Here is a 25,806-nt window from a genome sequence, read left to right as displayed (position 1 = left end):
CTTATATTAGATTTAGATCATTGACCTGACGGAAGATGATCACATCTTAACGCTCAGGAGCCCCTTCATGCTGCCCAGCCTGTTTATCTCCCATGGCTCACCCATGCTCGCTCTGGAACCCGGCGACAGCGGTCCGGCATTGGCTCGCCTGGCCGCTCAATTGCCCAAGCCCAAGGCCATCGTCATCGTATCCGCCCACTGGGAAAGCAATGAACTGTTGGTCAGTGCCAATCCGCAGCCGCGCACCTGGCACGACTTCGGCGGCTTTCCACCGGCGCTGTATGAGGTGCAGTACCCCGCGCCTGGTGATCCTCAACTGGCGACGCAAGTGGCAGACATGCTCAATGCCGCGCACCTGCCGGCACGCCTCGACCCTCAACGGCCCTCCGACCATGGCGTCTGGGTGCCATTGTCGTTGATGTACCCGGAGGCCGACATTCCGGTGGTGCAGGTTTCCCTGCCCAGCCGCCAAGGGCCGGCATTGCAGACACAGGTCGGCCAAGCCCTGGCGAGCCTGCGCCAGCAAGACATCCTGTTGATCGGCTCCGGCAGCATCACCCATAACCTGCGCGACCTGGACTGGAACGCTGGCCCCGACAGTATCGAGCCTTGGGCCAAGGCCTTTCGTGATTGGATAGTCGAGAAGTTGGCGACCGACGATGAGACCGCGCTGCACGACTACCGGCGCCAAGCACCGAACGCCGTGCGCAGCCACCCCAGCGACGAGCATTTGTTGCCGCTGTATTTCGCCCGGGGTGCGGGTGGGAAGTTCAGCGTTGCCCACCAAGGCTTCACGATGGGGACGTTGGGGATGGATATCTATCGGTTTGACTGACAGATAGACCGGGTCGCTCCAATCGCGAGCAGGCTCGCTCCCACATTGGATTTTCGGCGCTCACAAAACCCCTGTGGGAGCGAGCCTGCTCGCGATTGGCGTCCACACCACTCTCCTGAAGGCACGCCAAACAACAGACAAAAAAATCCCCGAACCAGTCGGGGATTTTTCATGTTCGATCAATCAGCCCAAGAGCCGATCAATCTTCGCGATAGCGGCGCAGCTTGAGCTGCTTGCCGGCCACGCGGGTGTCTTTCAGCTTGGTCAGCAACTTCTCCAGACCATCTTCCGGCAGCTCGACCAGGCTGAAGCTGTCACGCACCTGGATGCGGCCGATGGCTTCGCGGGCCAGGCCGCCTTCGTTGAGGATGGCACCCAGCAGGTTCTTGGCCGCGATGCCGTCACGGGCACCCAGCGCGGTACGGCAGCGAGCACGACCTTCGGCCAGCGGGATCGGGGCACGACGCTCGCGATCACCACGGTCCGGACGATCACCGGTGCGCTCAGGACGATCGCCACGCGGGGCGCTGTTCGGCACCAGGGGACGTTCCTTCTCGATTGCAGCCAGGTTCAGCGCTTGGCCGTTGGTGGCCTTGCGCAGCAGTGCGGCGGCCAGTGCGCGCGGGGTGCAACCGATGTCGGCGGTCAGGCGATCGAGCAGATCACCGTGGGTCGATTCGGCGTCAGCCACCAGTGGCGACAGGCTGTTGGTCAGTTTCTTGATGCGGGCATCGAGAACAGCCTGAGCGTCCGGCAGGCGAACTTCAGCGACTTTCTGACCAGTCACACGCTCGATCACTTGCAGCATGCGGCGCTCGCGCGGGGTAACCAGCAGCAGCGCGCGGCCTTCGCGACCGGCACGGCCGGTACGGCCGATACGGTGAACGTAGGATTCCGGGTCGTACGGCATGTCCACGTTGAACACGTGGGTGATGCGCGGAACGTCCAGGCCACGGGCCGCGACGTCGGTCGCGACCACGATGTCCAGGCGGCCATCCTTGAGGGAGTCGATCACGCGCTCACGCTGGTTCTGGGCAATGTCACCATTCAGCGCAGCGGCTTTGTAGCCTTTGGCTTCCAGGGCGCTGGCCAGGTCCAGGGTCGCTTGCTTGGTGCGCACGAACATGATCAGGGCGTCGAAGTCTTCCACTTCCAGCAAGCTGAGAACGGCGGAAGTCTTCTGGTCAGCGTGAACCAGCAGGTGAGCCTGCTCGATCGCGGTAACGGTCTGGGTCTTGGTCTGGATCTTCACGTGCTGCGGATCGCGCAGGTGGCGCTCGGCAATGGCACGGATCGATTGCGGCAGGGTGGCCGAGAACAATACGGTCTGGCGGGTAGCCGGCAGGGCCTTGAAGATGACTTCCAGGTCGTCCATGAAACCCAGCTTGAGCATTTCGTCGGCTTCGTCCAGAACCAGGTGGTTCACGGTGGCCAGGACTTTTTCGTCACGACGCAGGTGATCGCACAGACGACCCGGAGTGGCGACAACGATCTGCGCACCATTACGGATGGCTTTCAGTTGTGGGCCCATCGGCGCGCCGCCGTAGACGGCCACAACGGTAACGCCAGGCATCTGCTTGGAATAGGTTTCGAAAGCGGTTGCTACTTGCAGCGCCAACTCACGAGTTGGCGCCAGGATCAGGGCTTGCGGTTCGCGCTTTGCAGGATCGATGCGATGCAGGATCGGCAGGGCGAACGCAGCGGTTTTACCCGTACCGGTTTGCGCCTGGCCAATCATGTCGTGGCCGGCCATGATGATCGGGATCGATTGCTGCTGAATAGCCGAAGGTTCTTCGTAGCCGGTCGCAGTGACGGCGGCAAGAATGTTCGGGTTGAGATTAAAAGCGGCGAAGCCGCCGGTTTCCTGGGTCATGGGTCTGCCTCTAAGTGCATCCGCAAAGACCCATGCTCCAAAGCTGCGCGTGCCGTGTTGAGACTCAAGAGTCGCCCTGGCTGCTTTGTCGGCGGGGATTTGCGAAAACGAATGAATGGAAAAAGAACGTCGTGGAAGCATCCGTTGTGCGGACATGCAACCGAAGCTGACTTCGGGGAATTGCGCTACCTTGACGCGGCCCGGCTAAAGGCCGGCGCGCACTATACCGGAATTCGCCCGAAAAGGGAGCTTTTTTTATCGCCAGACCCCGTTATGGGGCTCTCTGCCACGGGCCCTGGGATTAACGGTACAACCGTTTGTTTTGCGAAGGCTCGGCGTTGCGGGGGTGGGGTGCTAAAACGGTTCATCTTTCCCCTGTGGGAGCAAAGCTCGCTCGCGATGAACACAACTCAGCACTCTCGGGAATTGCAGTGCCTGTATCGCGAGCAAGCTTTGCTCCCACAGGGTTTATCACACCTGGCTTGTATCACGTTGCCGGACGGATGGCCTTGATCAACGACTGCAACGAATAACCCAGCCTCGGCGCCAGCCCTTCGGCCCTGGCGACCAGTCCTTGCATGTCCAGCTCCTGGTCCAGGTCCGCCGGCACGATCAGGATCACATTGCCCTCCTTCACCGGCAGTTCCCAGTAATGCCGGTGGTACAAACCGCGCAACAGCGCCGCACCCAATGGCTTGCCGTCATCGGTGGCCCACTGGTTGATCACCAGCCAGCCGCCCGGGTTGAGGCGCTTCTGGCAGTTTTCCAGGAACCCCCAGGCCAGATGCCCGACGCCTGGGCCGACATCGGTATAGAGGTCGACGAAAATCAGATCCGCCGGCTCCGCCGTTTCAAGCAATTCCAAGGCATCGCCAACGCGGATGTACAGTCGCGGGTCGTCGTCCAACCCCAGGTATTCGATGGCCAGGCGCGGCACGTCGGGGCGCAGTTCGATGGCTTCGACATCTTCCAGCGGCAGGAACTTGAGGCAGGCCTGGGTCAGCGTACCGGCGCCCAACCCCAGGAACAGCGCGCTTTCCGGCTGCTCGTGACACAACGCACCGATGAGCATGGCGCGGGTGTAGTCGTATTCGAGCCAGCTCGGATCAGCCGTGAACACGCAGCTCTGCTCAATGGCATCGCCGAACTCAAGAAACCGGTAGTCGGCCACTTCGAAGACCCGGATCATGCCGAACTCGTCGTGCACTTCGGCGAGCAGATGCTCGACGCGCTCCTCTGTCATTTCATCTCCTGATGGTCGCCGGACGGACTGCGGCAACGCGCTGGACTGTACGCAAGTTGTACAAAGGGGCAATTGTCCGCGAAGCGACGCAAACAGGTCACGCACTAATTTGCTGATAACATGGCCGTCCGAGCGTAAATCACCTAGAGATCATGATGAGCCAACCCTGGAGCCCTGACAGCTGGCGCGCCCTGCCGATCCAGCAACAACCCCGCTACCCCGACGCCGCGCACCTGTTGCAGGTAGAGCAGACCTTGGCCAGTTATCCGCCACTGGTGTTTGCCGGTGAAGCCCGGGAGTTGCGCCGTCAGTTCGCCGAAGTGACCCAGGGCCGGGCGTTCCTGCTGCAAGGCGGTGATTGCGCCGAGAGCTTTGCCGAGTTCTCGGCGGCCAAGATCCGCGACACCTTCAAGGTGCTCTTGCAGATGGCAATCGTCATGACCTTTGCCGCCGGTTGCCCGGTGGTCAAGGTCGGCCGCATGGCCGGGCAGTTCGCCAAGCCACGTTCGGCCAACGACGAAACCATCGATGGCGTGACCCTGCCGGCCTACCGGGGCGACATCGTCAATGGCATCGGTTTCGACGAGAAAAGCCGCGTGCCGGACCCGGAGCGGTTGCTGCAGTCCTACCACCAGTCCACCGCCACCTTGAACCTGCTGCGCGCCTTCGCCCAGGGCGGGTTCGCCGACCTGCACCAGGTACACAAGTGGAACCTGGACTTCATCGCCAATTCGGCCCTGGCGGAAAAATACAGCCACCTGGCCGACCGCATCGACGAAACCCTGGCGTTCATGCGCGCCTGCGGCATGGACAGCTCGCCGCAACTGCGCGAAACCAGTTTCTTCACTGCCCACGAAGCGTTGCTGCTCAATTACGAAGAAGCCTTCGTGCGCCGTGACAGCCTGACCAACGACTATTACGACTGCTCGGCCCACATGCTGTGGATCGGCGACCGCACCCGTCAACTGGACGGCGCCCATGTCGAATTCCTGCGCGGGGTGAACAACCCGATCGGGGTCAAGGTTGGCCCGAGCATGGACCCGGACGACCTGATCCGCCTGATCGACGTGCTCAACCCGGACAACGACCCCGGCCGACTGAACCTGATCGCCCGGATGGGCGCCAACAAGGTCGGCGAACACTTGCCACCCCTGTTGCGCGCCGTACAGCGTGAAGGCAAGCAGGTGCTGTGGAGCAGCGACCCGATGCACGGCAACACCATCAAGGCCAGCAGCGGCTACAAGACCCGGGACTTCGCGCAGATCCTCGGCGAGGTGAAGCAGTTCTTCCAGGTCCACGAAGCCGAAGGCACCTATGCCGGCGGAATTCACATCGAAATGACTGGGCAAAACGTCACCGAATGCATCGGCGGTGCACGGCCGATTACCGAGGACGGGCTGTCGGACCGCTACCATACCCATTGCGATCCGCGGATGAATGCCGACCAGTCGCTGGAGTTGGCGTTTTTGATTGCCGAGACGTTGAAGCAGGTTCGGCGGTGAGGCAGTAAGCTCTTCTTCGCCGGTTAAAATGTCATCGCGAGCAGGCTCGCTCCCACATTGGATCTGCTGTGAACATAAAAGCTGTGGTCACCCGAGATCCCTTGTGGGAGCGAGCCTGCTCGCGATAGCGTCGGGTCAGCCATCACTTGACTGAGCCAATGCCCGGGCCAACCGAACCCCACTCACTCGCTGGCAATTAAGCTGAACCCGCTCCAACCCCAACCACTGGGCCATGCGCCGCAGGTTCAGCGCCAGGGCCTGCATCCCCTCCTCGTCCAGCCCCGACGCATCTTCGTGCACGGCATGCACCGCCAGGCGCCCCAAAGCCCGCTCCGCTCGCAGATCGACCCGCGCCGCAATGCGCTCGTGATGCAGGAACGGCAGCACGTAGTAGCCGTACACCCGCTTGTGAGCAGGCGTGTAGATTTCCAACCGGTAGCGAAAGTCGAACAGCCGCTCGGTACGGCCTCGTTCCCAGACCAGCGAATCGAACGGCGACAACAAGGCACTGGCGGCTACCTTGCGCGGGATTTTCGCCCCGGGTCGGCACCAGCCCGGTTGTTTCCATCCCTGCACTTCGCAGCGCAGCAGGTCCCCGGCCTCCTCCAGCTCGGCCAGTCGCGCCCGGCTGTCGGCCGGGTCGAGGCGAAAGTAGTCGCGCAGGTCTTTCTCGGTCGCAATGCCCAAGGCCTCGGCAGCATGTACCAGCAAAGCGCGTTGTGCCTGGGCTTCGTCCGGCAACGGTTGTTGCAGGATCGATTCCGGTAGCACCCGTTCCGGCAAGTCGTAGAGCCTCTCGAAACCGCGTCGCCCCGCCACCGTGACTTCGCCTGCGGCGAACAACCATTCCAGCGCATGCTTCTCCGCACTCCAGTCCCACCACGGCCCGGCCTTGTCCTGGCGCGTGGACAAGCTGCCCGCACCAATGGCGCCCTGCTCCTGCACCGAAGCCAAAACGCGGCGAATAACATCCTGGCGCTCATGACCGAACCGCGCCAACTGCTGATAAATACCTTCGCCACGAGATGCACGACTCATGCGCCAGCGCATCAGCGGATACATCGACATCGGCAGCAACGACGCTTCATGCCCCCAGTATTCGAACAGCGTGCGACGTCGGCCCTGGCTCCAGGCTGCCTGGTCGAGCAAATCGCGATTGTAGTGACCGAGGCGGGAAAACAGCGGGAGGTAATGCGAGCGCACCAGCGCATTGACGGAGTCGATCTGCAGGACGCCGAGGCGTTCGATCAGGCGGTTGAGGCGCGAAGGTTGCACCGAAGCTGGCGGCGACCGCCCATCGAATCCTTGGGCGGCCAACGCCAGACGCCGGGCCTGTTTGAGGGTAAAGGACAGAGTCGCGGGCATGGAGATCTCCTTGTCTGCTCGCAACCTACCTCACCAATAAGGGGTTTGTGTAGGAAAGGATGGCTCATTTGTGCATTGGGTCATCCCAGAATGGCCGGACCACTTCCTGTTCCACGTCGGCCCGACTCACGCCGATGTCCTTGAGCGCCTCGTCGCTCATTCCAGCCAGCAGTTCACGTTCGTGGTGCAATTCGTACCAGCGGCTAAACTTGTGCAGCAAGGCGCTGATGGAAAAGCCGTGGGAGAGTTTGTCTATCAGTAGATAACCTTTTTGACCTTTCATCGTGATGTCCTCCGTTGGGGATGGTTCAAGTCTCGCGCTAACGCTAAGATCAATCCAACGAATGTTTCTTATGCAATACATCTCGGAGATTGATCAATTGTCGAGTTACCCGAGCATCGATACGGAAGTGCTGCGTACCTTTGTCGCCATCGCCGACCAGGGCGGTTTCACCCGGGCCGGGGAATTGGTCAATCGCACCCAGTCTGCCGTCAGCATGCAGATGAAGCGGCTGGAAGAGGACGTGTTGCAACGGCGGTTGTTCGAGCGTGACGGGCGCCAGGTCAAGCTCACCGCCGAAGGCCAGGTGCTGCTGGGCTACGCCCGGCGGATCCTCAAACTGCACAGCGAGGTGTTCAATACCCTGCGTGAACCGCACATGGTCGGCACGGTGCGCATCGGCACGCCGGACGATTACGTGATGCGCTTCCTGCCAGGCATCCTGCAACGCTTCGCCCAGTTCTACCCCTTGATCGAAATCGAAGTGCACTGCGAGTCGTCCAAGCAGTTGCTGCTGCGCCAGGACCTGGACCTGTCCATCGTCACCCGCAAACCGGGGGACGAAATCGGCCAGCTGCTGCGCAAGGAGCGCTTTGTCTGGGCCGAAGCCGCCTGCTTCAACGTCCACGAACAAACACCGCTGCCGCTGGCGATGTTCAACAGTGACTGTTTCTGCCGGCAATGGGCCTGCAATGCGCTGGATGCCATGGGCCGCGATTATCGCGTGGCGTACAACAGCTCGAGCCTGTCGGCGCTCATGGCGGTGGTGGGCGCCGGCCTGGCAATCACGGCGCAACTGGAAAGCCTGCTGACCCCGGACATGCGCGTCCTGGGCGAGGCCGAAGACCTGCCGGAACTGCCCGAGGCCAGCATCATGCTGATCCGCAACCTGCATAATCCATCGCCGATCACCGAGTGCCTGGCCGAGCACATCATCGAGGGCTTCAAACTTTAAAGGCGAGCAGCACCGCGCACAGCACCAGGAAACCGCAGAACAGCCCGCGCAACAGTCGCTCCGGCAAGGCGTGGGCGACTTTCACTCCCCAACTGATGCTCAGCAGGCCACCGACGGCCAGCGGCAGGCCGATGCTCCAATCCACCTCATGGTGAAACGCATAGGTGGCGAGGGTCACGCCGGTACTGGGCAAGGCCAGTGCCAGGGACAGCCCTTGGGCAACCACCTGGCTGGTGCCAAAAATGCTGGTCAGGATCGGGGTCGCGACAACGGCCCCGCCAACACCGAAAAGACCACCCATGGTGCCTGATGCGGCCCCCAGTACCCCGAGCCACGGCCAGCCATAACGCATCTGCCCCGAAGCCGGTGCGGTAGCGACGAACATCCGCGCCAGGTTGTAGAGTGTCAACGCGATCAGGAACGCTACGAAGCCGATCCGCATGCTGTCCGCATCGATCCCCACCGCCCAGATCGAGCCGAGCCAGGCAAAGCAGAAACCCATGGAAGCCAACGGCAGGACATGGCGCAACTCGATGCGATTGCGCTGGTGATAGCGCCACAACGCGAGCATCACGTTGGGGACTACCATGACCAATGCCGTACCTTGGGCCAATTGCTGGTCGAGACCGAACCAGACGCCTAGCACTGGAATGGCAATCAGGCCGCCACCAATCCCGAACAATCCCCCCAAGGTGCCCAATGCGGCACCAAACACCAAAAACAGCACAAATTCGAACAAGACGATTCCCCTTTCCTCAAGGCGCTTATCCTACGCAGTCGGCACCAGCGGGGAAACGTAACATCTGATCAGAACGTCAGAATTATCTGGCGCATTAAAGATTCGCCCGCTAGATTCATCACGATCATTGATTGAAGGTTTTTGCCATGAGCACCCTGCGCGATACCCCCGAAGCCTGCGAAGCCCTGTTGCTCGACAACCAGGTCTGTTTCGCCCTGCACTCCACGTCGCTACTGATGACCAAGGTCTATAAGCCGCTGCTACAAGCCCTGGGCCTGACGTATCCGCAATACCTGGCGATGATGGTGTTGTGGGAAAAGGATGGTTTGACCGTCGGTGAAATCAGCACGCGCCTGCTGACAGACCCCGGCTCGTTGACACCACTGCTCAAGCGCCTGGAGGCCGAAGGCCTGCTGAGCCGCACCCGCAGCCGGGAAGACGAGCGCGTGGTGATTGTCGAACTCACCGAACAGGGCCGTGCCCTGCGGGAAAAAGCCCTCGGCATCCCCCAATGCATCCTCGCCGCCAGCGGCCAGACCCTGGAGCAGTTGAAGAAACTGCAGCTTGATCTGCAGGCACTGCGCGGGCATTTGCAAGACAGTCTCTGACTTTCCCTGTAGAGCGAGGCTGACCCACCGCTATCGCGAGCAGGCTCGCTCCCACAGGTACTGAGTCAAACCCAAACGCTGTGAACACCACAAATCCAATGTGGGAGCGGGCTTGCTCGCGAAGACGGCGGCACATCCTGAATCATCTCTGACTGACCCACCGCTTTCGCGAGCAAGCCCGCTCCCACAGGAGAATCGTGGCGAGCCTGAATTGCGTTCAGCCTGGCGTCACTAAAAAAAAACAACCCTCTGAAACAGCTCTATCTCAAGGGTTGCACGCCCTTTCAGCGCTTAAAACCGAACTCGTCTCGAAAATTTAACTTGCGCACTAAATATTAGCGCTATACATTCTCTTCACACCTACTTAGCGCGCAAACATTTAGCGCAAAAAAACCAACCCAGAAACGAGGCTCTCACCATGCAAACTCTCTACACCGCAATCGCAACCTCCACTGGCGGCCGTGATGGTCGTGCCATTTCCAGCGACAACGTTCTCGACGTGAAACTCGCCACGCCCAAGGAGCTCGGCGGTGCCGGCGGTGCGGCGACCAACCCTGAGCAACTGTTCGCCGCCGGCTATTCGGCCTGCTTCATCGGCGCGCTGAAATTCGTGGCCAGCCAGAGCAAACGCAAGATCCCGGACGACGCCTCGATTACCGCCCATGTCGGCATCGGCCAGATTCCCGGCGGTTTCGGCCTCGACATCGATCTGCACATCAGCCTGCCAGGCCTGGACCAGGCCGACGCGCAAAGCCTGGTGGAGGCGGCTCACCAAGTCTGCCCGTACTCCAACGCCACCCGCGGCAACGTCGATGTGCGCCTGCACGTGACCGTCTGACCCGACCCTGGACCCGAACTTAAGGAGATGCACATGAACACGCTCAGCAAAGCCCTTACCGGCACCCTTCTCGCCCTCAGCGTCAGCAGCGCCTTCGCCGATGGCATCGTCGAACACAACACTCAGGCGTTTCTCGACGCGCTCAATGCCGGCACCGGCAAGCCCCTGGAGCAACTGTCACCCAAGGACGCCCGCGCCGTATTGGTTGGCGCCCAGGCCGGTGTGAAGCTGACACTGCCCAAGGCCGACGTCAGTGAGAAGACCATTCAGGTCGATGGTCAGCCGATCAGCCTGACCATTGTTCGTCCGGCCGGAGTCAAGGGTGAGTTGCCCGTGTTCATGTTCTTCCACGGCGGTGGCTGGGTCTTGGGCGACTTCCCGACCCACGAACGACTGGTTCGGGATCTGGTGGCCGGTTCGGGCGCTGTCGCGGTGTTCGTCAACTACACGCCTTCACCCGAGGCGCATTACCCGGTGGCGATCAACCAGGCCTACGCCGCGACGAAATGGGTGGCCGAACACGGCAAGCAAATCAACGTCGATGGCAAGCGCCTGGCCGTGGTGGGCAACAGCGTCGGCGGCAATATGGCAGCAGTCGTGGCACTGATGGCCAAGGACAAGGGCACGCCGGCGATCCGTTTCCAGGCATTGCTGTGGCCGGTGACCGATGCCAGCTTCGAGACGGCGTCCTACAACCAGTTCGCCGAAGGACACTTCCTCAGCAAAAACATGATGAAGTGGTTCTGGGACAACTACACCACCGATGCCGGGCAACGCAGCGAGATCTATGCCTCGCCGCTGCGCGCCAGCACCGCGCAACTCAAGGGCCTGCCGCCCGCGCTGGTACAGACCGCCGAGGCCGACGTCTTGCGCGATGAGGGTGAAGCTTATGCCCGCAAGCTGGACGCAGCCGGGGTGCCCGTCACTGCCGTACGCTACAACGGTATGATCCACGACTACGGTTTGCTCAACGTGGTGAGCCAGGTGCCAGCGGTGCGTTCGGCGATGCTGCAGGTGTCCGAAGAGCTCAAGCAGCACTTGAAGTAACTGGGCTCCGGAGCCTTTGTGGCGAGGGCTGTGGGAGCAAGGCTTGCCCGCGATGAAAGCGGCGCGGTGCCTCTGGAATCGAGGTGTCTGTATCGCGAGCAAGCTTTGCTCCCACACAAGCTCCCGCCGTCCCCCGGTCTAACAGAAGACAGCGCAAATAAAAAAGCCCGACTCAATGGTCGGGCTTTTTCATACACAAGGCTTCGCTTATTTAGCGCGGCCTTTGTAGGAACCGCCTTCGCGGGTATCGATCTCGATCATGTCGCCGATTTCGATGAAGTCAGCTACCGACAGCTCGGTACCGTTCTTCAGTTTGGCAGGCTTCATGACCTTGCCGGAAGTGTCGCCGCGAGCAGAACCTTCGGTGTAGTCAACCTGACGCACGATGGTGGTCGGCAGTTCTACGGAAACCAGGCGCTCTTCGAAGAACACGGCTTCGCAGACGTCGGTCATGCCTTCTTCGATGAACGGCAGAACGCTTTCGATGTCTTCGGCGTTCAGCTCGTACATGGTGTAGTCAGTGGTGTCCATGAACGTGTAAGTGTCGCCGCTGATGAAGGACAGGGTCGCTTCTTTGCGGTCGAGGATCACGTCGTCCAGTTTGTCGTCAGCGCTGTAGACGATCTCGGTCTTGTAACCGGTCAGCAGGTTCTTCAGCTTGGTCTTCATGATCGCGCTGTTACGACCCGACTTGGTGAACTCAGCTTTCTGAACCAGCCAAGGATCGTTTTCGAGACGGATCACGGTCCCGGGTTTCAGTTCTTTACCAGTTTTCATTGCGAATATCCGAATTTGGATGGGATTTACAAAAATCTAGGCCGCGTATCATATCCAATTTCCATAAAACTTCACCAGCGCTGCGGCAAGATCGGCTCGCGAGGCCTGTTCCAGACACCATGCCTGGGCATGTTCGGCCAGTTCCTGCTGCTGTTCACGGGTGGCTTTCCAGTGTTCGGCCATGTCCTGGCCGGCATTCCAGGCCCGCCAAAGACCGCTGATCGCTTTTTGCGCCGCTTGCGAAAGCCCCTGGGTGTAGAGCCTGAGAAACGCCTCGAGTTTTTCCAGGTGGACGTCTTCTTCCTGCTGGTAGATGTGCCAGAGCAGCGGCCGGCCAGCCCACTGGGCACGGACGAAAGAGTCTTCGCCACGCACGGCATTGAAATCGCAGCACCATAACAGTTGATCGTACTGATCCTGGCGGACGAACGGCAGCACCTGCACCGTCAACGCCCCGCGTCGATGCAACGCTCCGACCTTCAGACCGTCGATCCCGAGCCAACGCTCGACATCGCCCAGTACCCGTCCTTCGGGAACCAGCACATGAAACGCCTGGGTATCGCTTGCCATTGCGTCAAACCAACTCGCCACCCCGGCGTTCTCGTAGGCAAACAGCGAGATCAGGCAAGTATCCGGCGCCCGTTCGACACCCAATTCCTGCAGGAAAATTCGTTGCGCCCCGGCATCCTGTTGAAATTGCCGACGACGCTCCAGAAGACCGGCCTCACGCAGCAGGCCACCGGTTCCCGCCTGGAAGCCTGGGAAAAAGAAATATTTCTGCACATGTTTATATTTGACCGACGGCAAGCCGTGGCAACCGATCACCCAGTCCTCGGCGCTCAAATAATCGAGGTTCATCCACAATGGCGTTGTCTGACGCTCGGCCATCGCATCCATGTAGGCACTCGGCAACTGGCAGGCGAATGCGGCAATCACCACATCGGCGGCTTCGGTGGGCACCCACTCCCCGGGCCAGTGACGCACTTGCACGCCCTGCTGCCATTGCTCGGACAGGGTGACGTCGATTTCTGGACACAACCGCTCGAAGGCACGCAGGTCATCGACCCACAGTCGCACCGCGCATCGATGCTCGGCCACCAACTGCCGAGCCAGGCGCCAAGTGACACCAATGTCGCCATAGTTATCGACGACGGTGCAAAAAATATCCCAGCGCACGGCCATTCCCGACTCCCTGTGACAAAGGCCCGATTGTCCCGAATAAAGCGATGATGCAGAAGAGCCGACGGCGATTAATCTTCATGCGACAATCACCGCCTCCATGCCCCTGCCAGGAAGCAGCCATGCCCGATCACTCGCCCCCCTCGCGCCTTACGGCTTTGCAATTGACCCTCAGCATTGCCCTGGGCCTGTGGCTGGGGTTCCTCGCCATCGTATTGACGGGCTGGCTGCTGTCCAGATTCCTGTTCAACGAACAACTGGCCCCGGTGGCCGCCGCCGTCCATCAACTGGCGCAACCACCGGCAGTGCAACCAGCCCCAGAGCCGCCCACGCCAATGTTCGAGCAGTATCAGCAGAACCTGCAAAGGAACGAGCAGCGCCAGGCCCTCGATCAGGCCCGCAACAACCCGCGCAACCTGTCCAACCCCAAGTGCCAGTTCTGGTTGCAACAGGACCAGAACGCGCCCAGCGAAAAAAGCCGCGCCAACGTTTTGCAGTTCTGTGAATAACCATGAACAAACAGACCGTCCACCAGTTGATTCTCGACAAGCTCAGGATTGATCTCGACATCGCCGAACGCGCCGCCCAGACCGCCTACGAAACCGCGACCCACGAAGAAAACATCGCCGAGAACAAGTACGACACCCTGGGCCTGGAAGCTTCTTACCTCGCCGCCGGGCAAGCCAGGCGCGTGGAAGAAATCCGCCAGGCCCTGGCCCTCTGCCAAAACCTGACGCTAAGGCCATACGACGATCAACGCGGCATTCAGGTTGGCACATTGATCGGGCTGGAGGATGAGGACGGCCGCCAGCAATGGCTGTTCCTGGGGCCGGATGCGGCGGGCTTGAAGGTCTCGCTGGTAGGCCAGCCAATCACGGTCATCACCCCTCGCTCACCGCTGGGCCGAGGCCTGCTGGGCAAGTTCGAAGGGGATGAAGTGGAGATCGTGGTAGCGGGCGCCCGGCAACAGTTCGCTGTCACCGAGGCGATCTAGGAGGGCTTTAGTGCACCGGTAGTTCGACGCCGTCGAACAGCTCTTCGAGCTCCTGCTTGTTGTGGCACTGGATGGCCTTGGCCATGACTTCCCGAGTCAGGTGCGGTGCGAATTTCTCGATGAAATCGCACATGAAACCCCGCAGGAAGGTGCCACGACGGAAGCCGATCTTGGTCACGCTGGATTCGAACAACTCGCTGGCATCCAGCACCACCAGATCACTGTCGAGCTTGGTATCGACGGCCATCTTCGCGACGATGCCCACGCCCAGGCCCAGGCGAACGTAAGTCTTGATCACGTCGGCGTCGGCGGCGGTGAACACCACTTTCGGCGTCAGGCCACGATGGCTGAAGGCTTCGTCGAGCTTGGAACGACCGGTGAAACCAAACACGTAGGTCACGATCGGGTATTCGGCCAGGGCTTCGAGGGTCAGCTTTGGCAGCTTGGTCAACGGATGTCCCTGGGGCACGACCACGCAGCGGTTCCAGCGATAGCACGGCATCATCACCAAGTCCCCGAACAACTCCAGGGCCTCGGTGGCAATGGCGAAATCCACCGTGCCGTCGGCCGCCATCTCGGCGATCTGCATCGGCGATCCCTGGTGCATGTGCAGCGCCACGTCGGGGTATTGCTTGATGAAATTGCTGATCACCGGTGGCAGCGCATAGCGGGCCTGGGTGTGAGTGGTGGCGATCGACAGGGTGCCTTTTTTCTCGTTGGAGAATTCCTGGGCGATCTGCTTGATGCTTTCGACCTTGCGCAAAATCTCGCCAGCCGTGGTGATGATGCGCTCGCCGGCCGGTGTCACGCGGGTCAGGTGTTTGCCGCTACGGGCGAAGACTTCGACGCCCAGTTCATCTTCCAACAGGCGGATCTGCTTGCTGATGCCGGGTTGCGACGTGTAGAGGCTTTGGGCAGTAGCGGAAACGTTGAGGTCGTGGTGCGCCACTTCCCAGATGTAGCGCAGTTGTTGAAGCTTCATATGTATCCCTCAAAGCAATTGGACGCCACGGGCATCAGCGACGGTATATAACTATATGAAAGGTTTCGACAATAAATCTAGAACTTTTTATAAAAAGCCATCATTTAGCCTCAAGCCTCTCCCTGGCGTCGGCGCTGTACCAGCGGTACCAGGTAGACCGGCACCCGGGATAGCTGCAATACCCGCGCAGCCGTCCTGCCCAAGGGGGTTTCACCGCTTGCCCCTTGGCAATGACTGCCTACGATCAGCAAATCGACAGAGAGTTTCGCAGCCTGCTCCAGAATGACCTGGGAAGGATCACCCTGGTACACCCTGACCGATTTGATCAGTTTCAAATCCTGCTGCCCTTCTCCCAACTCCTCGCGGAAACTGTCGAGCACTCGCTGTTCGATATTGGCCATCACCGTATTCAGACCCTGACGGTGAAATTCGTTCAGCGCCTGCTCGTCGAGATAGCTTTGCAACACCGACTCGGCGAACAGCCCCATCGGTTCTACCGCATGCACCACATACAACTCGGCTTCAAACGTCCGTGCCAGCGCCAAGGCATGCTGCATCACATAAGGGGCATAGAGACCCAGGTCTGTGGCGTACAGCATCGAACGAATCATGTGACCTCCTCGCGTGCCAAGATGGCGGAGATTGATTCAGCTTAGCAGCGCCTTGGGGACTGCGACGTGCGGCTTGACGTCCTGGACCTGAGGCACTCAGGGCTTAATTTCGTTACTGATACCGTGGGGCACGTGGCCGGTGGCGACGACCTCTCTGGCCAGTTCGCAGTGGCCGGTCTGGTCATCGAAAAACACATCGGCGGCGAAGGCTTCGAGGAAGGCCGATTTGGTCAGGCCGCCGAGAAACAATGACTCATCCAGACGAATATCCCATTCACGCAAGGTCCTGATGACCCGCTCGTGGGCCGGTGCAGAACGGGCCGTCACCAACGCCGTGCGGATTGGGCAGGCGTCTTCGGGAAACTCGCGCTGCAGTGCATTGAGCGCGGCCAGGAACCCCTTGAACGGCCCGCCTCGCAGCGGCTCGCGGGCAGCCTGTCGCTCGCGGGCCTGGAAGGCTTCCAGACCGGCGGCCTGATAGACGCGCTCCGATTCATCGGAAAACAGCACCGCATCGCCGTCGAAGGCGATGCGCAGTTCTTCACTGGCGGCGCGGCTGGCACCGCCCGACAGAATGGTTGCTGCGGCAAACCCGGCGTCCAGGGCGCTGCGTACGTCTTCAGCGTGGGTGGACAAAAACAGATCGCAACCGAATGCCTTGAGATACGGGTAAGGGCTGCGCCCGCCAACGAAGGCCGCGCGTGAAATCGCCAGCCCATAATGATGAATCGAGTTGAATACGCGAAGGCCGGTGTCGGCACTGTTGCGCGAGACCAGGACCACCTCGACCCGGGCCCGGCCCAGGTGTTCGTTGAGGTTCAGCAGTTTTTGCACCAGAGCGAAGGCGTCCCCTGGCGCGAGGACTTCGTCTTCATGCTCGATCTGGTATTGCCGATAGGCCTCGACACCACTCGACAGGTACACCTTATGGCTTTCGCTCAGGTCGAACAGCGCTCGCGACGAAATCGCCAGCACCAGTTTGTCGTCGATGTTACTTGCCATGCCGCTCCCCCTTACGCCCGTTCAACGGTTATACCGGTCCACGAACGCCAACGCCTGGTACAAGGCTTCGATTTTCGGCAGTCCATACCCGGCCGCTTTCGCCGCCGCCAGTGGCCGGCCGTAGATCGCGTCCAGCTCCAGCGCACGCTTGTGAGAATAATCGTGGTACATGCTCGGCCAGTAGTCGGGCATCTTCTCGGTCATCGTGAACAGATACTCGGCATAGCCCGGCGTGATGTGATGCCCGCAGGCTTGCGCACCGCGGACCACCTCTCCCATCAGTGCCTGGATCAATTCGCGGCTATGATCGTTGGCCATCAACGGTGTAGTACTGGCGCCCAACAGAACCGAAAGACCGTTATACGGTACATTCCACACCAGCTTTTGCCAGCGGGCCAACTGCAGGCACGGCATGGCCTGGGCGTCGATACCGGCGTTGCGAAACAACGTCGCCGCCTCTTCGACGATCACCATGCGTTGCGCCTGATCGGCGCAGGGACCACTGTGGTAACCGACGTTGACCGCGCCGAGCGCCTGGTGGGCGATGACGCCAGGGCCGACACGGTGCACGCAGATCAGGCACAGGCCGCCCAACAGGTGCAACGAATCGGGCAGCAAGGGTCGGAGGTCGTCTTCGACATCCAGGCCGTTCTGCAGCAACAGGACTTTTGCACCATCAGCGGCAGCCTGGGTAATGGCCGGGGCCAGTTCGGCATTGCTGGTGGTCTTGGCGCCTACCAGCAGCCAGTCGCAGGGCGGCATTTCGACGGCCGAGCGATAGGCCTGGGCTGGGTTGAGGCTCAGCGCGCCATGCACCGCGCTGTCGATCTGCAAACCGTTTTCGGCCACGGCACCGAACTCGCTGCGCAGTAAAAAGTGCACGTCATAACCGGCACGCGCCAGCATCACCCCATAGAATCCGCCGATCGCCCCGGTGCCGATCATCCCGATCCGCGGCTTAACGCCTGACTGCATCTTTGCAACTCCTCTGGTAAACGGCCCTGCACACTATCAGCGGGAGCGGCATGGCATGCAATCTCCATTACATCTGCTCACGATTCTGTTGCTGCCCCCTCTTCAAGGCTTTTCCCCAGCCTGTAGGGCATTAAACCGCCCCCAGCCCATTGTCGAGCCACCTCGGAACGCGATAAGGTTCGGCTCCCCGACGCGCTTAACATTCGCTGTGCACCGCCGCGCGGGGATCGCTGGCGGCCGGCACCCGTGACCTGACGAGTAACACGATGGCTGATTTACCGATCAATGACCTTAACGTCGCCTCCAACGAGACCCTCATCACGCCTGACCAGCTCAAGCGCGATATCCCCCTGAGCGACGCTGCCCTGCGCACCGTGACCAAGGGCCGGGAAGTCATTCGCAACATTCTCGACGGCACCGACCATCGCCTGTTCGTGGTCATCGGGCCCTGCTCGATCCATGACATCAAGGCCGCCCACGAATATGCCGAGCGCCTGAAGGTGCTGGCGGCGGAAGTCTCCGACACCTTGTACCTGGTGATGCGGGTGTATTTCGAAAAGCCGCGGACCACCGTCGGCTGGAAAGGCCTGATCAACGACCCGTACCTGGACGACTCCTTCAAGATCCAGGACGGCCTGCACATCGGTCGCCAACTGCTGCTGGACTTGGCGGAAATGGGCCTGCCCACGGCCACCGAAGCCCTGGATCCGATTTCGCCGCAATACTTGCAGGACCTGATCAGTTGGTCGGCCATCGGCGCACGCACCACCGAATCCCAGACTCACCGCGAAATGGCCTCCGGCCTGTCCTCGGCGGTAGGCTTCAAGAATGGTACCGACGGCGGCCTCACCGTAGCGATCAACGCCTTGCAGTCGGTTTCCAGCCCGCACCGTTTCCTGGGCATCAACCAGGAAGGTGGCGTGTCGATCGTCACCACCAAGGGCAACGCCTACGGTCACGTGGTGCTGCGCGGTGGCAACGGCAAGCCGAACTACGACTCGGTCAGCGTCGCGCTGTGTGAACAGGCGCTGAACAAAGCCAAGATCAAGCCGAATATCATGGTCGACTGCAGCCACGCCAACTCCAACAAGGACCCGGCGCTGCAACCGCTGGTGATGGAGAACGTGGCCAACCAGATCCTGGAAGGCAACCAGTCGATTATCGGCCTGATGGTCGAAAGCCACTTGAACTGGGGCTGCCAGGCGATTCCGAAAGACCTCGGAGACTTGCAGTACGGCGTCTCCATCACCGATGCCTGCATCGACTGGAGCGCGACCGAAAACACCCTGCGCAGCATGCACGCCAAACTCAAGGACGTGCTGCCAAAGCGTCAACGCAGCTGATCGACCTGCTTCAACGCATAAAAAGCAACGCATAAAAAAACGCCGGGCTTCTCAGTCCGGCGTTTTTATTGGGAATCCGTTTTCTCAGAGCTTCGCCGCGTGCCGCTGGTGACGCTCCATGTAGCGCTCCACGTAGGAGCAGGACGGGATCACCGTGTAGCCCATTTCTTCGGCGTACTGCAGCGCTCTTTCGGTCAACGCCGCCGCGATGCCACGGCCGCGCAAGGCATTGGGCACGAAGGTGCGATAGATATCCAGGGTCTGCTTGCCCAGGTCCATGTAGGTCAGATAGGCACGATGACCGTCCACATTGGTCTCGAACTGATGACCAGCCTGGTCATGGTGGATGGTAACCGCCTCGCTCATCACTACTCCTCGCGGGTCTGAATGCTGACCCCTACCTTACCGATGTTTTTCCGGCGAAGGAACATCTACGCCACCCCGTGCCTTCCTGGTCACCGAGCGCCAAAACCGAACCGCTCAAACCCGAGCACGTCGTGAATAGTAGGCACCAATGACGCAAATGCTCAAGGCACGCCTGTCATCGAAGGGGTAAACCTCGTCGGGTTTATCGATTGAGCGCCATCGTCGCGCTGTAGTCGGTCACGGTGCAATAGCTGAACATCGCCAGTTGTTGAGTCTTGAGACGAGCGCGCGTAGTTAAAGTCACCGCCAATACCAATAAAGATGCCTGGGGCATTTGCACAAAAAATGTACAAAAGTGTAGGTGAATCAATAAACAACGACGTTAGCGAGGGCCGTAAGAGTTCTCCCCCACTGCGGAACTTTTTTTCGTCGACGCGCTCCAGCCAAGGGCTTGGAGCTGTATATTTTTTAAACAGCCCTAAGAAAAGTTGCTCGAAAAAGAATCACCGCCTACAATTTTTTTGCTTCTTGCGCTACGTCAGTTTACTTACTACAAGTAATGGGTAGTATGTACGCCGGCTAACTCCTCAGTCTGGGGAGACAGTCACTAATAGAAAGTCCTTGAAGGGGAAACCGATGAACAACGTTCTGAAATTCTCTGCTCTGGCCCTGGCCGCAGTTCTGGCTACCGGTTGCAGCAGCGCATCGAAAGAAACCGAAGCACGTCTGACTGCTACCGAAGACGCAGCAGCTCGCGCCCAGGCTCGTGCAGACGAAGCCTACCGTAAAGCTGATGAAGCTCTGGCTGCTGCTCAAAAAGCACAACAGACTGCTGACGAAGCTAACGAGCGTGCTCTGCGCATGCTGGAAAAAGCTAGCCGCAAGTAATAGTCCTTCGGGATTGTTACCGAGCCGACCCATTTTTTGGGTCGGCTTTTTATTGCCCGGTGTTTTCCCAGGCAATAAAAAACCCGCCGACATCGCGAAACGTCGGCGGGTTGTTTTGGAGCTTTTTACTGCTGCAAGTCGATCGGCGCACTCGTGACCATCGGTGCCGAAGTATTCGGAACAGCGATTTCCACCGGCAGACCATCTTCAGCCGCCACCACGTCCCGTACCACGTCCCAGTTCATGCGCAGGTTGCTGGTGATGTCTTCGCGCTTGAGCATCGCATTGATCACTGCGGTGTGCTTGTCCACCACCGATGGGTTGCCTTTGTCGTCCAACGGTGTGTGAGCTTCCAGGTACACCTTGCCGCCGCTCAAACCCAGCTTGTAGGGGTCGTTGATGATCCGTACCGACGTGCCCACCGGCACCATGCTGGCCATTTCCAGTACGTTGTTGTTGAACATCCGGAAGCAGCCGTGACTGGTACGCATGCCAATGCCGAACTTCTTGTTCGAACCATGGATCAGGTAGCCCGGGGTGCCCAGGGTGAATTTGAAGGGGCCCAGCGGGTTATCGGGACCAGCCGGCACTACATTGGGCAAGGGGTCGCCGTCGGCGGCGTGTTCGGCCTTGATCGATGCAGGCGGAGTCCAGGTCGGGTTCGGCGTCTTGGCGATGATGCTGGTGTGAGCGATCGGCGATCCCCAGCCCTCACGTCCAATCCCCAGCGGGAAGGTGTAGACCACGTTCCGCCCCTTGGGGAAATAGTAGAGACGGTACTCGGCCAGGTTGATCACGATGCCCTCGCGCGGGCCCGGCGGCAGGATGAAACGAGTCGGCAGCACGATCTCGGTGCCAGCACCCGGCAACCAGGGATCGACCCCCGGGTTGGCGGCGACCATCTCACTGTAGCCCAGGTCATAGGTAGTGCCCAGGTCGGCGAAGGTATCTTCGTACTTGGCCTTGATGACCTGTACCTGGCCAATGATGTCTTCACCCGGCGGTGGCAGTGGCAGCTCCAGGGCGGCAACGGGGCCCGCCATACACAGGGCGGCAAGAGACAGGCAGCGGGCGACGGCAGGCAAGCGCGGCAACATCCGGGAAATCCTTCGCAGATCGAACAGGAGGTATGAAAGCGGCGATTGTACACTGCCACCTGTTATTTCGGGGAGAGCGGTACAGAGGCGTCCGATGCGCAGCATGTCTGGAACTGAAATGAGACCTGTGGGAGCGATTACAACTCGAACCGCAGCTCCGGCCAGATCGGCGAGGTGCCGCGCTTCTGGGACTCCAGGATCGCCCGGCACAGCGAGCACAGGCGATGGTCCTGGAAAATCTTGCGATCGACGCTCGACCAGCGCGGTTGGGCCGGCAGCAGGCTGCCACAGAGGGTCCGGTCGGCCGAACCACCGAGCTCCAGCTGCCGGGTCACCAGGTGCACCCGTACTTCCTGGCAGGCGAACAGATCCAGCTGCTCGTCAGGCTCGATCAGTTGGTAGGCAAACAGGGACCAGGCGGGACGCGGCATCGGGGGCTCCAAATCGGGGGCGCCACATTAGCCGAAAGCCCGCCTGTAGAAAAGCGTCAAAGCAGCGGTTTGAGCGTCGGCCAGACATTTTCCAGCAACTTGCCCTGGGCCGCGACGGACGGGTGCAATCCGTCGCCCTGCATCATTGTTGGAATGCCACCGACGTCCTTGAGGAAAAACGGCACCAACGGCACTTTTTTCTCCTCGGCCAGGGTGCTGTAGACCCGGGCAAAGGCATCGGTGTAGCGCCGCCCATAGTTAGGGGGCAGCTGCATGCCCAGCAAAAGCACCTTGGCACCACTCGCGCGGGCACTGTCGATCATCGCTGCAAGGTTTTGTTGCAATTGTGTTGGCGGCTGTCCGCGCAAGCCATCGTTGCCGCCCAGTTCCAGGATCACCACGTCCGGCTTATGGGCTGCAAGCAGCGCCGGCAGCCGCGCCTGGCCTCCCGCGCTGGTGTCGCCACTGATGGAAGCATTGACCACTTTATCGTCAAAACCCTCGGCCTTGAGCCGTTGTTCGAGCAACGACACCCACCCTTGCCGGGTATCCAGGCCGAAAGCCGCGCTGATACTATCGCCAACGATCAGGACTGTACCCGCCGCTGCGCTCTGGGCCATGCACATCAGGGCCAGGCCGGCACTCAAAAACCACACACGCATCGGATTCTCCATGGGCTCAAGCATTCTCACCGCGACGGACCTTAGCAAAGTGGTCTCCAGCGCGGAAGGTGAACTGACCATCCTGCACGAACTCAGCCTGGAACTGAACAAAGGCGACAGCCTGGCCATCGTCGGCGCGTCCGGTTCCGGCAAATCCACCCTCCTGGGCCTGCTGGCCGGCCTTGACCTGCCCAGCGGCGGCGAAGTGACCCTCGCCGGTCAGGCCCTCAGCGCACTGGATGAAGACCAGCGTGCACGGATCCGCGCCGAACATGTCGGTTTCGTCTTCCAGTCGTTCCAACTGCTCGACAGCCTCAATGCCTTGGAAAACGTCATGCTGCCGCTGGAACTGGACGGCCGCAAGGATGCCCGCGAGCGCGCCACGCAACTGTTGCAGCGCGTTGGCCTGGGGCAGCGCCTGACCCACTCGCCGCGCCAGCTCTCCGGCGGCGAACAGCAACGCGTGGCGATTGCCCGCGCCTTTGCCGCCGAACCCGACGTGCTGTTTGCCGACGAACCCACCGGCAACCTCGACAGCCACACCGGCGAGCGTATCAGCGACCTGCTGTTCGAACTGAACAAGGAACGCGGCACGACCCTGGTACTGGTGACCCATGATGAACGCCTGGCCCACCGCTGCCGGCGCCTGATCCGACTTGAAGCCGGCCAGATGGTCGCCCCCCTGGAGCCTTGATGGCACGCTTGCCGCTGTTGCGCCTGTTCAGTCTCGCTATCCGTCAATTGCTTCGCGATGCCCGCGCCGGGGAATTGCGGGTGTTGTTCTTCGCCCTGCTGGTGGCGGTGGCGGCCAGTACCGCCATCGGTTACTTCGGTGCCCGCCTCAACGGCGCGATGATGATGCGCGCCACCGAGTTCCTCGGTGCCGACCTGCTGCTCGAAGGCAGCTCCCCCGCCCGTCCGGAGCAGATCCGCAGCGGCACCGAGCTGGGGCTGGACCACGCTCGGGTGGTGGAGTTTTCCAGTGTCGTGGCCACCGACAATGGCATCCAGCTGTCCAGCGTCAAGGCGGCCGATGACAGCTACCCATTGCGCGGTGAGCTCAAGAGCGCGCCGGCGCCGTTCGCCCCGGAAGAAACCGGCGGACGGCCGAACCCTGGCGAGGCCTGGGTCGAAGCACGGCTGCTGACGGCACTGGACCTGAAGATCGGCGACAGCATCGACGTCGGCAACCAGACCCTGCGCCTGACCCGGGTGCTGACTTATGAACCGGATCGCGCCGGCAATTTCTACAGCCTCACCCCGCGGGTGCTGATCAACCTCAAGGACCTGGAGGCCACTGGCGTGGTCCAACCGGGCAGCCGTGTCAGCTATCGCGACCTGTGGCGCGGCCCGGCACCGGCGCTGCAAACCTACCGCGACCTGCTCAAGCCTGGCCTTGAAGCCAATCAGCGCCTGCAGGATGCCCGCGACGGCAACCGGCAGATCGGTGGCGCCCTGGGCAAGGCCGAACGCTACCTGAACATGGCCAGCCTGGTGGCGGTGCTGCTGTCCGGTGTCGCCGTCGCGCTCTCGGCCAACCGTTTTGCCACCCGACGTTTCGATGCCAGCGCGCTGCTGCGTTGCCTGGGCCTGTCACGCCGGGAAACCATGGTGCTGTTCAGCCTGCAATTGACCGTGCTGGGCCTGCTCGCCAGCCTCAGTGGCGCCCTGCTCGGCTGGATTGCCCAACTGGGCCTGTTCGCCCTGCTGCATGACCTGCTGCCCACCGCGGTGCCACCGGGCGGGCTGTTGCCGGCAATCGCCGGGATCGGTACTGGGTTGGTGGCGCTGGCGGGGTTCGCCCTGCCGCCACTGGCGGCGCTGGGCCGGGTACCGCCGTTGCGCGTGCTGCGCCGGGACATGCTGCCGATCCCCTCCAGCTCCTGGGTGATCTACGGTGCCGCCTTGGGTGCCCTGGGCCTGATCATGTGGCGCCTGAGCCTGGACCTGGTCCTCACCTTCGCCTTGCTGGGCGGTGGTGTCGTTGCCGCACTGGTACTCGGCGGCTTGTTGTTGCTGCTGCTTCAGAGCCTGCGGCGCCTGCTGGCCCGCGCCTCCCTGCCCTGGCGGTTGGGTCTGGGCCAATTGCTGCGCCATCCCTTGGCGGCGGCCGGCCAGGCCCTGGCGTTCGGCCTGATCCTGCTGTCCATGGCGTTGATCGCGCTGCTGCGCGGCGAGTTGCTGGACACCTGGCAAAACCAGCTGCCCAAAAACGCGCCGAACTATTTCGCCCTGAACATCCTGCCCAACGACAAGCAGGCCTTCACCGACAAGCTGCTGGAATTGTCCGCGCAATCGGCCCCGCTCTACCCCGTGGTGCCCGGGCGCCTGATCAGCATCAATGGCGAGCCGGCCACGGAGTTCGTCACCAAGGACTCTGCGGGTGACCGGGCGCTGCAACGCGACCTGAGCCTGACCTGGGCCGCGGACCTGCCGCAGGGCAACGTCGTCACCGCAGGGACCTGGTGGCCGCAGCAACCTCCAGACGATGTCCCAGGGGTTTCGGTGGAAGGCAAAGTGGCCGAGAACCTCAAGATCAAGTTGGGCGACCGCCTGGTCTTCAGCGTGGGCGGCGTCAATCGTGAAGCGAAGGTCACCAGCCTGCGGGAAATCAACTGGGACAACTTCCAGCCCAATTTCTTCATGATCTTCCAGCCCGGCACCTTGAAGGATCTGCCGGCCACTTATCTCACCAGTTTCTACCTGGCGCCAGGCCATGACCAACAGATCGTCGACCTGTCCCGAGCCTTTCCGGCGGTGACGATCCTGCAAGTCGAGGCCCTGCTCGAACAGCTGCGCAGCATCCTGGCCCAGGTGACCCTGGCGGTGGAGTATGTGTTGCTGTTTGTGCTGGCGGCGGGAATGGCAGTGCTGTTTTCCGGCCTGCAGGCGACCCTCGACGAACGGATTCGCCAAGGCGCGCTGTTGCGTGCACTGGGTGCCGAACGCCCCTTGCTGGTCAAGGCTCGGCGCATCGAGTTCGGCCTGCTGGGCGCGGTCAGTGGCCTGCTCGCGGCCCTGGGTTCGGAGCTGGTGAGCCTGGTGCTTTATCGGTACGCCTTCGACCTGCCCTGGCATCCACATCCATGGCTGTTGGTATTGCCACTGCTGGGAGCCTTGTTGATCGGCGCGGCCGGGGTGTTTGGCACCCGTCGAGCGCTCAACGCCAGCCCGCTGACAGTATTGCGCGAGGGTTGATAGACTCCCGACTTCG

General features: G+C 61.1%; 27 protein-coding genes. 12 read left to right on the top strand and 15 right to left on the bottom strand.

The window, feature by feature from the left end; translation table 11 throughout:
• Positions 1 to 67: 67 nt before the first annotated feature.
• A complete protein-coding gene (locus PBDP_RS08675; protein WP_163854765.1) occupies positions 68 to 835 on the top strand; it encodes a DODA-type extradiol aromatic ring-opening family dioxygenase in 768 nt (255 codons plus the stop codon).
• Between the two features lie 199 nt (positions 836 to 1,034).
• On the opposite strand, the gene PBDP_RS08670 is transcribed toward PBDP_RS08675, so the two are convergent.
• Together PBDP_RS08670 and PBDP_RS08665 are read right to left on the bottom strand one after the other, a co-directional pair.
• Positions 1,035 to 2,708 carry a DEAD/DEAH box helicase gene (locus tag PBDP_RS08670; RefSeq protein WP_109751451.1) on the bottom strand — a complete coding sequence of 558 codons (1,674 nt, stop codon included), beginning with the start codon at positions 2,706 to 2,708 and terminating at the stop codon, positions 1,035 to 1,037.
• Positions 2,709 to 3,195: 487 nt separating this feature from the next.
• The gene (locus PBDP_RS08665; protein ID WP_025212625.1) at positions 3,196 to 3,951 is read right to left on the bottom strand and encodes a spermidine synthase; all 756 of its coding nucleotides are present in this window, start codon (positions 3,949 to 3,951) and stop codon (positions 3,196 to 3,198) included.
• Positions 3,952 to 4,106: 155 nt separating this feature from the next.
• Here PBDP_RS08665 and PBDP_RS08660 point away from each other — a divergent pair, with 155 nt between their 5' ends.
• On the top strand, positions 4,107 to 5,453 hold the full coding sequence (locus PBDP_RS08660) for a class II 3-deoxy-7-phosphoheptulonate synthase (protein ID WP_053183144.1): 1,347 nt from the start codon (positions 4,107 to 4,109) through the stop codon (positions 5,451 to 5,453).
• A gap of 135 nt (positions 5,454 to 5,588) precedes the next feature.
• Here PBDP_RS08660 and PBDP_RS08655 read toward each other — a convergent pair whose 3' ends face one another.
• A complete protein-coding gene (locus PBDP_RS08655) occupies positions 5,589 to 6,818 on the bottom strand; it encodes a winged helix-turn-helix domain-containing protein (RefSeq protein ID WP_212802097.1) in 1,230 nt (409 codons plus the stop codon).
• 64 nt (positions 6,819 to 6,882) lie between these two features.
• Positions 6,883 to 7,101: a DUF1127 domain-containing protein gene (locus PBDP_RS08650; RefSeq protein WP_053120494.1), complete on the bottom strand. Its 219-nt coding sequence runs from the start codon at positions 7,099 to 7,101 to the stop codon at positions 6,883 to 6,885.
• A gap of 97 nt (positions 7,102 to 7,198) precedes the next feature.
• Between PBDP_RS08650 and PBDP_RS08645 the strand changes: the two genes are divergently transcribed.
• Positions 7,199 to 8,053 (top strand): LysR substrate-binding domain-containing protein, encoded by an 855-nt coding sequence (locus PBDP_RS08645; RefSeq protein WP_018603125.1) that lies wholly within the window; start codon positions 7,199 to 7,201, stop codon positions 8,051 to 8,053.
• Here the strand turns inward: PBDP_RS08645 and PBDP_RS08640 are convergent.
• A complete protein-coding gene (locus tag PBDP_RS08640; RefSeq protein WP_109751448.1) occupies positions 8,043 to 8,792 on the bottom strand; it encodes a sulfite exporter TauE/SafE family protein in 750 nt (249 codons plus the stop codon). The two genes, PBDP_RS08645 and PBDP_RS08640, sit on opposite strands and share 11 nt — an antisense overlap.
• Before the next feature lie 146 nt (positions 8,793 to 8,938).
• Here PBDP_RS08640 and PBDP_RS08635 point away from each other — a divergent pair, with 146 nt between their 5' ends.
• From PBDP_RS08635 to PBDP_RS08625, 3 genes are all read left to right on the top strand, one after another.
• A complete protein-coding gene (locus PBDP_RS08635) occupies positions 8,939 to 9,400 on the top strand; it encodes a MarR family winged helix-turn-helix transcriptional regulator (protein WP_109751447.1) in 462 nt (153 codons plus the stop codon).
• A gap of 418 nt (positions 9,401 to 9,818) precedes the next feature.
• Positions 9,819 to 10,238 carry an organic hydroperoxide resistance protein gene (locus PBDP_RS08630; RefSeq protein WP_109751446.1) on the top strand — a complete coding sequence of 140 codons (420 nt, stop codon included), beginning with the start codon at positions 9,819 to 9,821 and terminating at the stop codon, positions 10,236 to 10,238.
• A 33-nt stretch (positions 10,239 to 10,271) separates the two neighbouring features.
• Positions 10,272 to 11,285 (top strand): alpha/beta hydrolase, encoded by a 1,014-nt coding sequence (locus PBDP_RS08625; RefSeq protein ID WP_163854771.1) that lies wholly within the window; start codon positions 10,272 to 10,274, stop codon positions 11,283 to 11,285.
• Between the two features lie 207 nt (positions 11,286 to 11,492).
• On the opposite strand, the gene PBDP_RS08620 is transcribed toward PBDP_RS08625, so the two are convergent.
• On the bottom strand, positions 11,493 to 12,062 hold the full coding sequence (locus tag PBDP_RS08620; RefSeq protein ID WP_003199385.1) for an elongation factor P: 570 nt from the start codon (positions 12,060 to 12,062) through the stop codon (positions 11,493 to 11,495).
• 48 nt (positions 12,063 to 12,110) lie between these two features.
• Positions 12,111 to 13,244 (bottom strand): elongation factor P maturation arginine rhamnosyltransferase EarP, encoded by a 1,134-nt coding sequence (earP, locus tag PBDP_RS08615; protein ID WP_109751444.1) that lies wholly within the window; start codon positions 13,242 to 13,244, stop codon positions 12,111 to 12,113.
• 119 nt (positions 13,245 to 13,363) lie between these two features.
• Between earP and PBDP_RS08610 the strand changes: the two genes are divergently transcribed.
• Positions 13,364 to 13,750 carry a hypothetical protein gene (locus PBDP_RS08610; protein WP_212802096.1) on the top strand — a complete coding sequence of 129 codons (387 nt, stop codon included), beginning with the start codon at positions 13,364 to 13,366 and terminating at the stop codon, positions 13,748 to 13,750.
• Between the two features lie 2 nt (positions 13,751 to 13,752).
• Positions 13,753 to 14,235, top strand: coding sequence for a GreA/GreB family elongation factor (locus tag PBDP_RS08605; RefSeq protein ID WP_109751442.1), 483 nt, complete (start codon positions 13,753 to 13,755; stop codon positions 14,233 to 14,235).
• A gap of 7 nt (positions 14,236 to 14,242) precedes the next feature.
• Here PBDP_RS08605 and cysB read toward each other — a convergent pair whose 3' ends face one another.
• From cysB to PBDP_RS08585, 4 genes are all read right to left on the bottom strand, one after another.
• Positions 14,243 to 15,217, bottom strand: a complete 975-nt coding sequence (cysB, locus tag PBDP_RS08600; RefSeq protein ID WP_003199376.1) for an HTH-type transcriptional regulator CysB — start codon at positions 15,215 to 15,217, stop codon at positions 14,243 to 14,245.
• A gap of 110 nt (positions 15,218 to 15,327) precedes the next feature.
• Entirely contained in the window at positions 15,328 to 15,828 is a 501-nt protein-coding gene (locus tag PBDP_RS08595) for a universal stress protein (protein ID WP_014337270.1), read from the bottom strand.
• Between the two features lie 96 nt (positions 15,829 to 15,924).
• Positions 15,925 to 16,830 (bottom strand): 5'-nucleotidase, encoded by a 906-nt coding sequence (locus PBDP_RS08590; RefSeq protein ID WP_109751441.1) that lies wholly within the window; start codon positions 16,828 to 16,830, stop codon positions 15,925 to 15,927.
• Positions 16,831 to 16,851: 21 nt separating this feature from the next.
• On the bottom strand, positions 16,852 to 17,805 hold the full coding sequence (locus PBDP_RS08585; RefSeq protein ID WP_109751440.1) for a putative 2-dehydropantoate 2-reductase: 954 nt from the start codon (positions 17,803 to 17,805) through the stop codon (positions 16,852 to 16,854).
• 266 nt (positions 17,806 to 18,071) lie between these two features.
• On the opposite strand from PBDP_RS08585, the gene PBDP_RS08580 reads away from it, so the two are divergent.
• On the top strand, positions 18,072 to 19,148 hold the full coding sequence (locus PBDP_RS08580; RefSeq protein ID WP_212802095.1) for a 3-deoxy-7-phosphoheptulonate synthase: 1,077 nt from the start codon (positions 18,072 to 18,074) through the stop codon (positions 19,146 to 19,148).
• An 84-nt stretch (positions 19,149 to 19,232) separates the two neighbouring features.
• Here PBDP_RS08580 and PBDP_RS08575 read toward each other — a convergent pair whose 3' ends face one another.
• Positions 19,233 to 19,514 carry a GNAT family N-acetyltransferase gene (locus PBDP_RS08575; protein WP_053120470.1) on the bottom strand — a complete coding sequence of 94 codons (282 nt, stop codon included), beginning with the start codon at positions 19,512 to 19,514 and terminating at the stop codon, positions 19,233 to 19,235.
• A gap of 636 nt (positions 19,515 to 20,150) precedes the next feature.
• On the opposite strand from PBDP_RS08575, the gene oprI reads away from it, so the two are divergent.
• Entirely contained in the window at positions 20,151 to 20,402 is a 252-nt protein-coding gene (gene oprI / locus PBDP_RS08570) for an outer membrane lipoprotei OprI (protein WP_011335311.1), read from the top strand.
• A 125-nt stretch (positions 20,403 to 20,527) separates the two neighbouring features.
• On the opposite strand, the gene PBDP_RS08565 is transcribed toward oprI, so the two are convergent.
• The 3 genes from PBDP_RS08565 to PBDP_RS08555 all read right to left on the bottom strand — a co-directional run bounded on the left by PBDP_RS08565 (position 20,528) and on the right by PBDP_RS08555 (position 22,592).
• Complete coding sequence (locus tag PBDP_RS08565; protein ID WP_109751439.1) at positions 20,528 to 21,499, bottom strand: L,D-transpeptidase family protein; 972 nt, start codon at positions 21,497 to 21,499, stop codon at positions 20,528 to 20,530.
• 137 nt (positions 21,500 to 21,636) lie between these two features.
• A complete protein-coding gene (locus PBDP_RS08560) occupies positions 21,637 to 21,930 on the bottom strand; it encodes a hypothetical protein (protein WP_003199347.1) in 294 nt (97 codons plus the stop codon).
• Between the two features lie 56 nt (positions 21,931 to 21,986).
• Positions 21,987 to 22,592: an arylesterase gene (locus tag PBDP_RS08555; RefSeq protein ID WP_109751438.1), complete on the bottom strand. Its 606-nt coding sequence runs from the start codon at positions 22,590 to 22,592 to the stop codon at positions 21,987 to 21,989.
• Between the two features lie 10 nt (positions 22,593 to 22,602).
• Between PBDP_RS08555 and PBDP_RS08550 the strand changes: the two genes are divergently transcribed.
• The gene (locus PBDP_RS08550; RefSeq protein WP_109751437.1) at positions 22,603 to 23,286 is read left to right on the top strand and encodes an ABC transporter ATP-binding protein; all 684 of its coding nucleotides are present in this window, start codon (positions 22,603 to 22,605) and stop codon (positions 23,284 to 23,286) included.
• Positions 23,286 to 25,790 (top strand): ABC transporter permease, encoded by a 2,505-nt coding sequence (locus tag PBDP_RS08545; RefSeq protein WP_212802094.1) that lies wholly within the window; start codon positions 23,286 to 23,288, stop codon positions 25,788 to 25,790. Before PBDP_RS08550 ends, PBDP_RS08545 begins: the two co-directional genes overlap by 1 nt.
• The last annotated feature ends 16 nt before the right edge of the window (positions 25,791 to 25,806 follow it).

The organism is Pseudomonas sp. St290, assembly GCF_018325805.1.
Taxonomy (GTDB): Bacteria; Pseudomonadota; Gammaproteobacteria; order Pseudomonadales; family Pseudomonadaceae; genus Aquipseudomonas; species Aquipseudomonas bijieensis.
This window is presented reverse-complemented; position numbering and strand designations above follow the sequence as displayed.

Excerpts from the sequence above, each read along its gene's own strand:
- PBDP_RS08550 (WP_109751437.1), top strand. The coding sequence starts at position 22,603 with ATGGGCTCAAGCATTCTCACCGCGACGGACCTTAGCAAAGTGGTCTCC.
- PBDP_RS08650 (WP_053120494.1), bottom strand. The coding sequence starts at position 7,101 with ATGAAAGGTCAAAAAGGTTATCTACTGATAGACAAACTCTCCCACGGC.
- PBDP_RS08585 (WP_109751440.1), bottom strand. The coding sequence starts at position 17,805 with ATGCAGTCAGGCGTTAAGCCGCGGATCGGGATGATCGGCACCGGGGCG.
- PBDP_RS08635 (WP_109751447.1), top strand. The coding sequence starts at position 8,939 with ATGAGCACCCTGCGCGATACCCCCGAAGCCTGCGAAGCCCTGTTGCTC.
- PBDP_RS08590 (WP_109751441.1), bottom strand. The coding sequence starts at position 16,830 with ATGGCAAGTAACATCGACGACAAACTGGTGCTGGCGATTTCGTCGCGA.
- oprI (WP_011335311.1), top strand. The coding sequence starts at position 20,151 with ATGAACAACGTTCTGAAATTCTCTGCTCTGGCCCTGGCCGCAGTTCTG.
- PBDP_RS08665 (WP_025212625.1), bottom strand. The coding sequence starts at position 3,951 with ATGACAGAGGAGCGCGTCGAGCATCTGCTCGCCGAAGTGCACGACGAG.
- earP (WP_109751444.1), bottom strand. The coding sequence starts at position 13,244 with ATGGCCGTGCGCTGGGATATTTTTTGCACCGTCGTCGATAACTATGGC.
- PBDP_RS08560 (WP_003199347.1), bottom strand. The coding sequence starts at position 21,930 with ATGCCGCGTCCCGCCTGGTCCCTGTTTGCCTACCAACTGATCGAGCCT.
- PBDP_RS08625 (WP_163854771.1), top strand. The coding sequence starts at position 10,272 with ATGAACACGCTCAGCAAAGCCCTTACCGGCACCCTTCTCGCCCTCAGC.
- PBDP_RS08575 (WP_053120470.1), bottom strand. The coding sequence starts at position 19,514 with ATGAGCGAGGCGGTTACCATCCACCATGACCAGGCTGGTCATCAGTTC.
- PBDP_RS08605 (WP_109751442.1), top strand. The coding sequence starts at position 13,753 with ATGAACAAACAGACCGTCCACCAGTTGATTCTCGACAAGCTCAGGATT.
- PBDP_RS08545 (WP_212802094.1), top strand. The coding sequence starts at position 23,286 with ATGGCACGCTTGCCGCTGTTGCGCCTGTTCAGTCTCGCTATCCGTCAA.
- PBDP_RS08670 (WP_109751451.1), bottom strand. The coding sequence starts at position 2,708 with ATGACCCAGGAAACCGGCGGCTTCGCCGCTTTTAATCTCAACCCGAAC.
- PBDP_RS08595 (WP_014337270.1), bottom strand. The coding sequence starts at position 15,828 with ATGATTCGTTCGATGCTGTACGCCACAGACCTGGGTCTCTATGCCCCT.
- PBDP_RS08610 (WP_212802096.1), top strand. The coding sequence starts at position 13,364 with ATGCCCGATCACTCGCCCCCCTCGCGCCTTACGGCTTTGCAATTGACC.
- PBDP_RS08580 (WP_212802095.1), top strand. The coding sequence starts at position 18,072 with ATGGCTGATTTACCGATCAATGACCTTAACGTCGCCTCCAACGAGACC.
- PBDP_RS08565 (WP_109751439.1), bottom strand. The coding sequence starts at position 21,499 with ATGTTGCCGCGCTTGCCTGCCGTCGCCCGCTGCCTGTCTCTTGCCGCC.
- cysB (WP_003199376.1), bottom strand. The coding sequence starts at position 15,217 with ATGAAGCTTCAACAACTGCGCTACATCTGGGAAGTGGCGCACCACGAC.
- PBDP_RS08655 (WP_212802097.1), bottom strand. The coding sequence starts at position 6,818 with ATGCCCGCGACTCTGTCCTTTACCCTCAAACAGGCCCGGCGTCTGGCG.
- PBDP_RS08675 (WP_163854765.1), top strand. The coding sequence starts at position 68 with ATGCTGCCCAGCCTGTTTATCTCCCATGGCTCACCCATGCTCGCTCTG.
- PBDP_RS08555 (WP_109751438.1), bottom strand. The coding sequence starts at position 22,592 with ATGCGTGTGTGGTTTTTGAGTGCCGGCCTGGCCCTGATGTGCATGGCC.
- PBDP_RS08620 (WP_003199385.1), bottom strand. The coding sequence starts at position 12,062 with ATGAAAACTGGTAAAGAACTGAAACCCGGGACCGTGATCCGTCTCGAA.
- PBDP_RS08630 (WP_109751446.1), top strand. The coding sequence starts at position 9,819 with ATGCAAACTCTCTACACCGCAATCGCAACCTCCACTGGCGGCCGTGAT.
- PBDP_RS08660 (WP_053183144.1), top strand. The coding sequence starts at position 4,107 with ATGAGCCAACCCTGGAGCCCTGACAGCTGGCGCGCCCTGCCGATCCAG.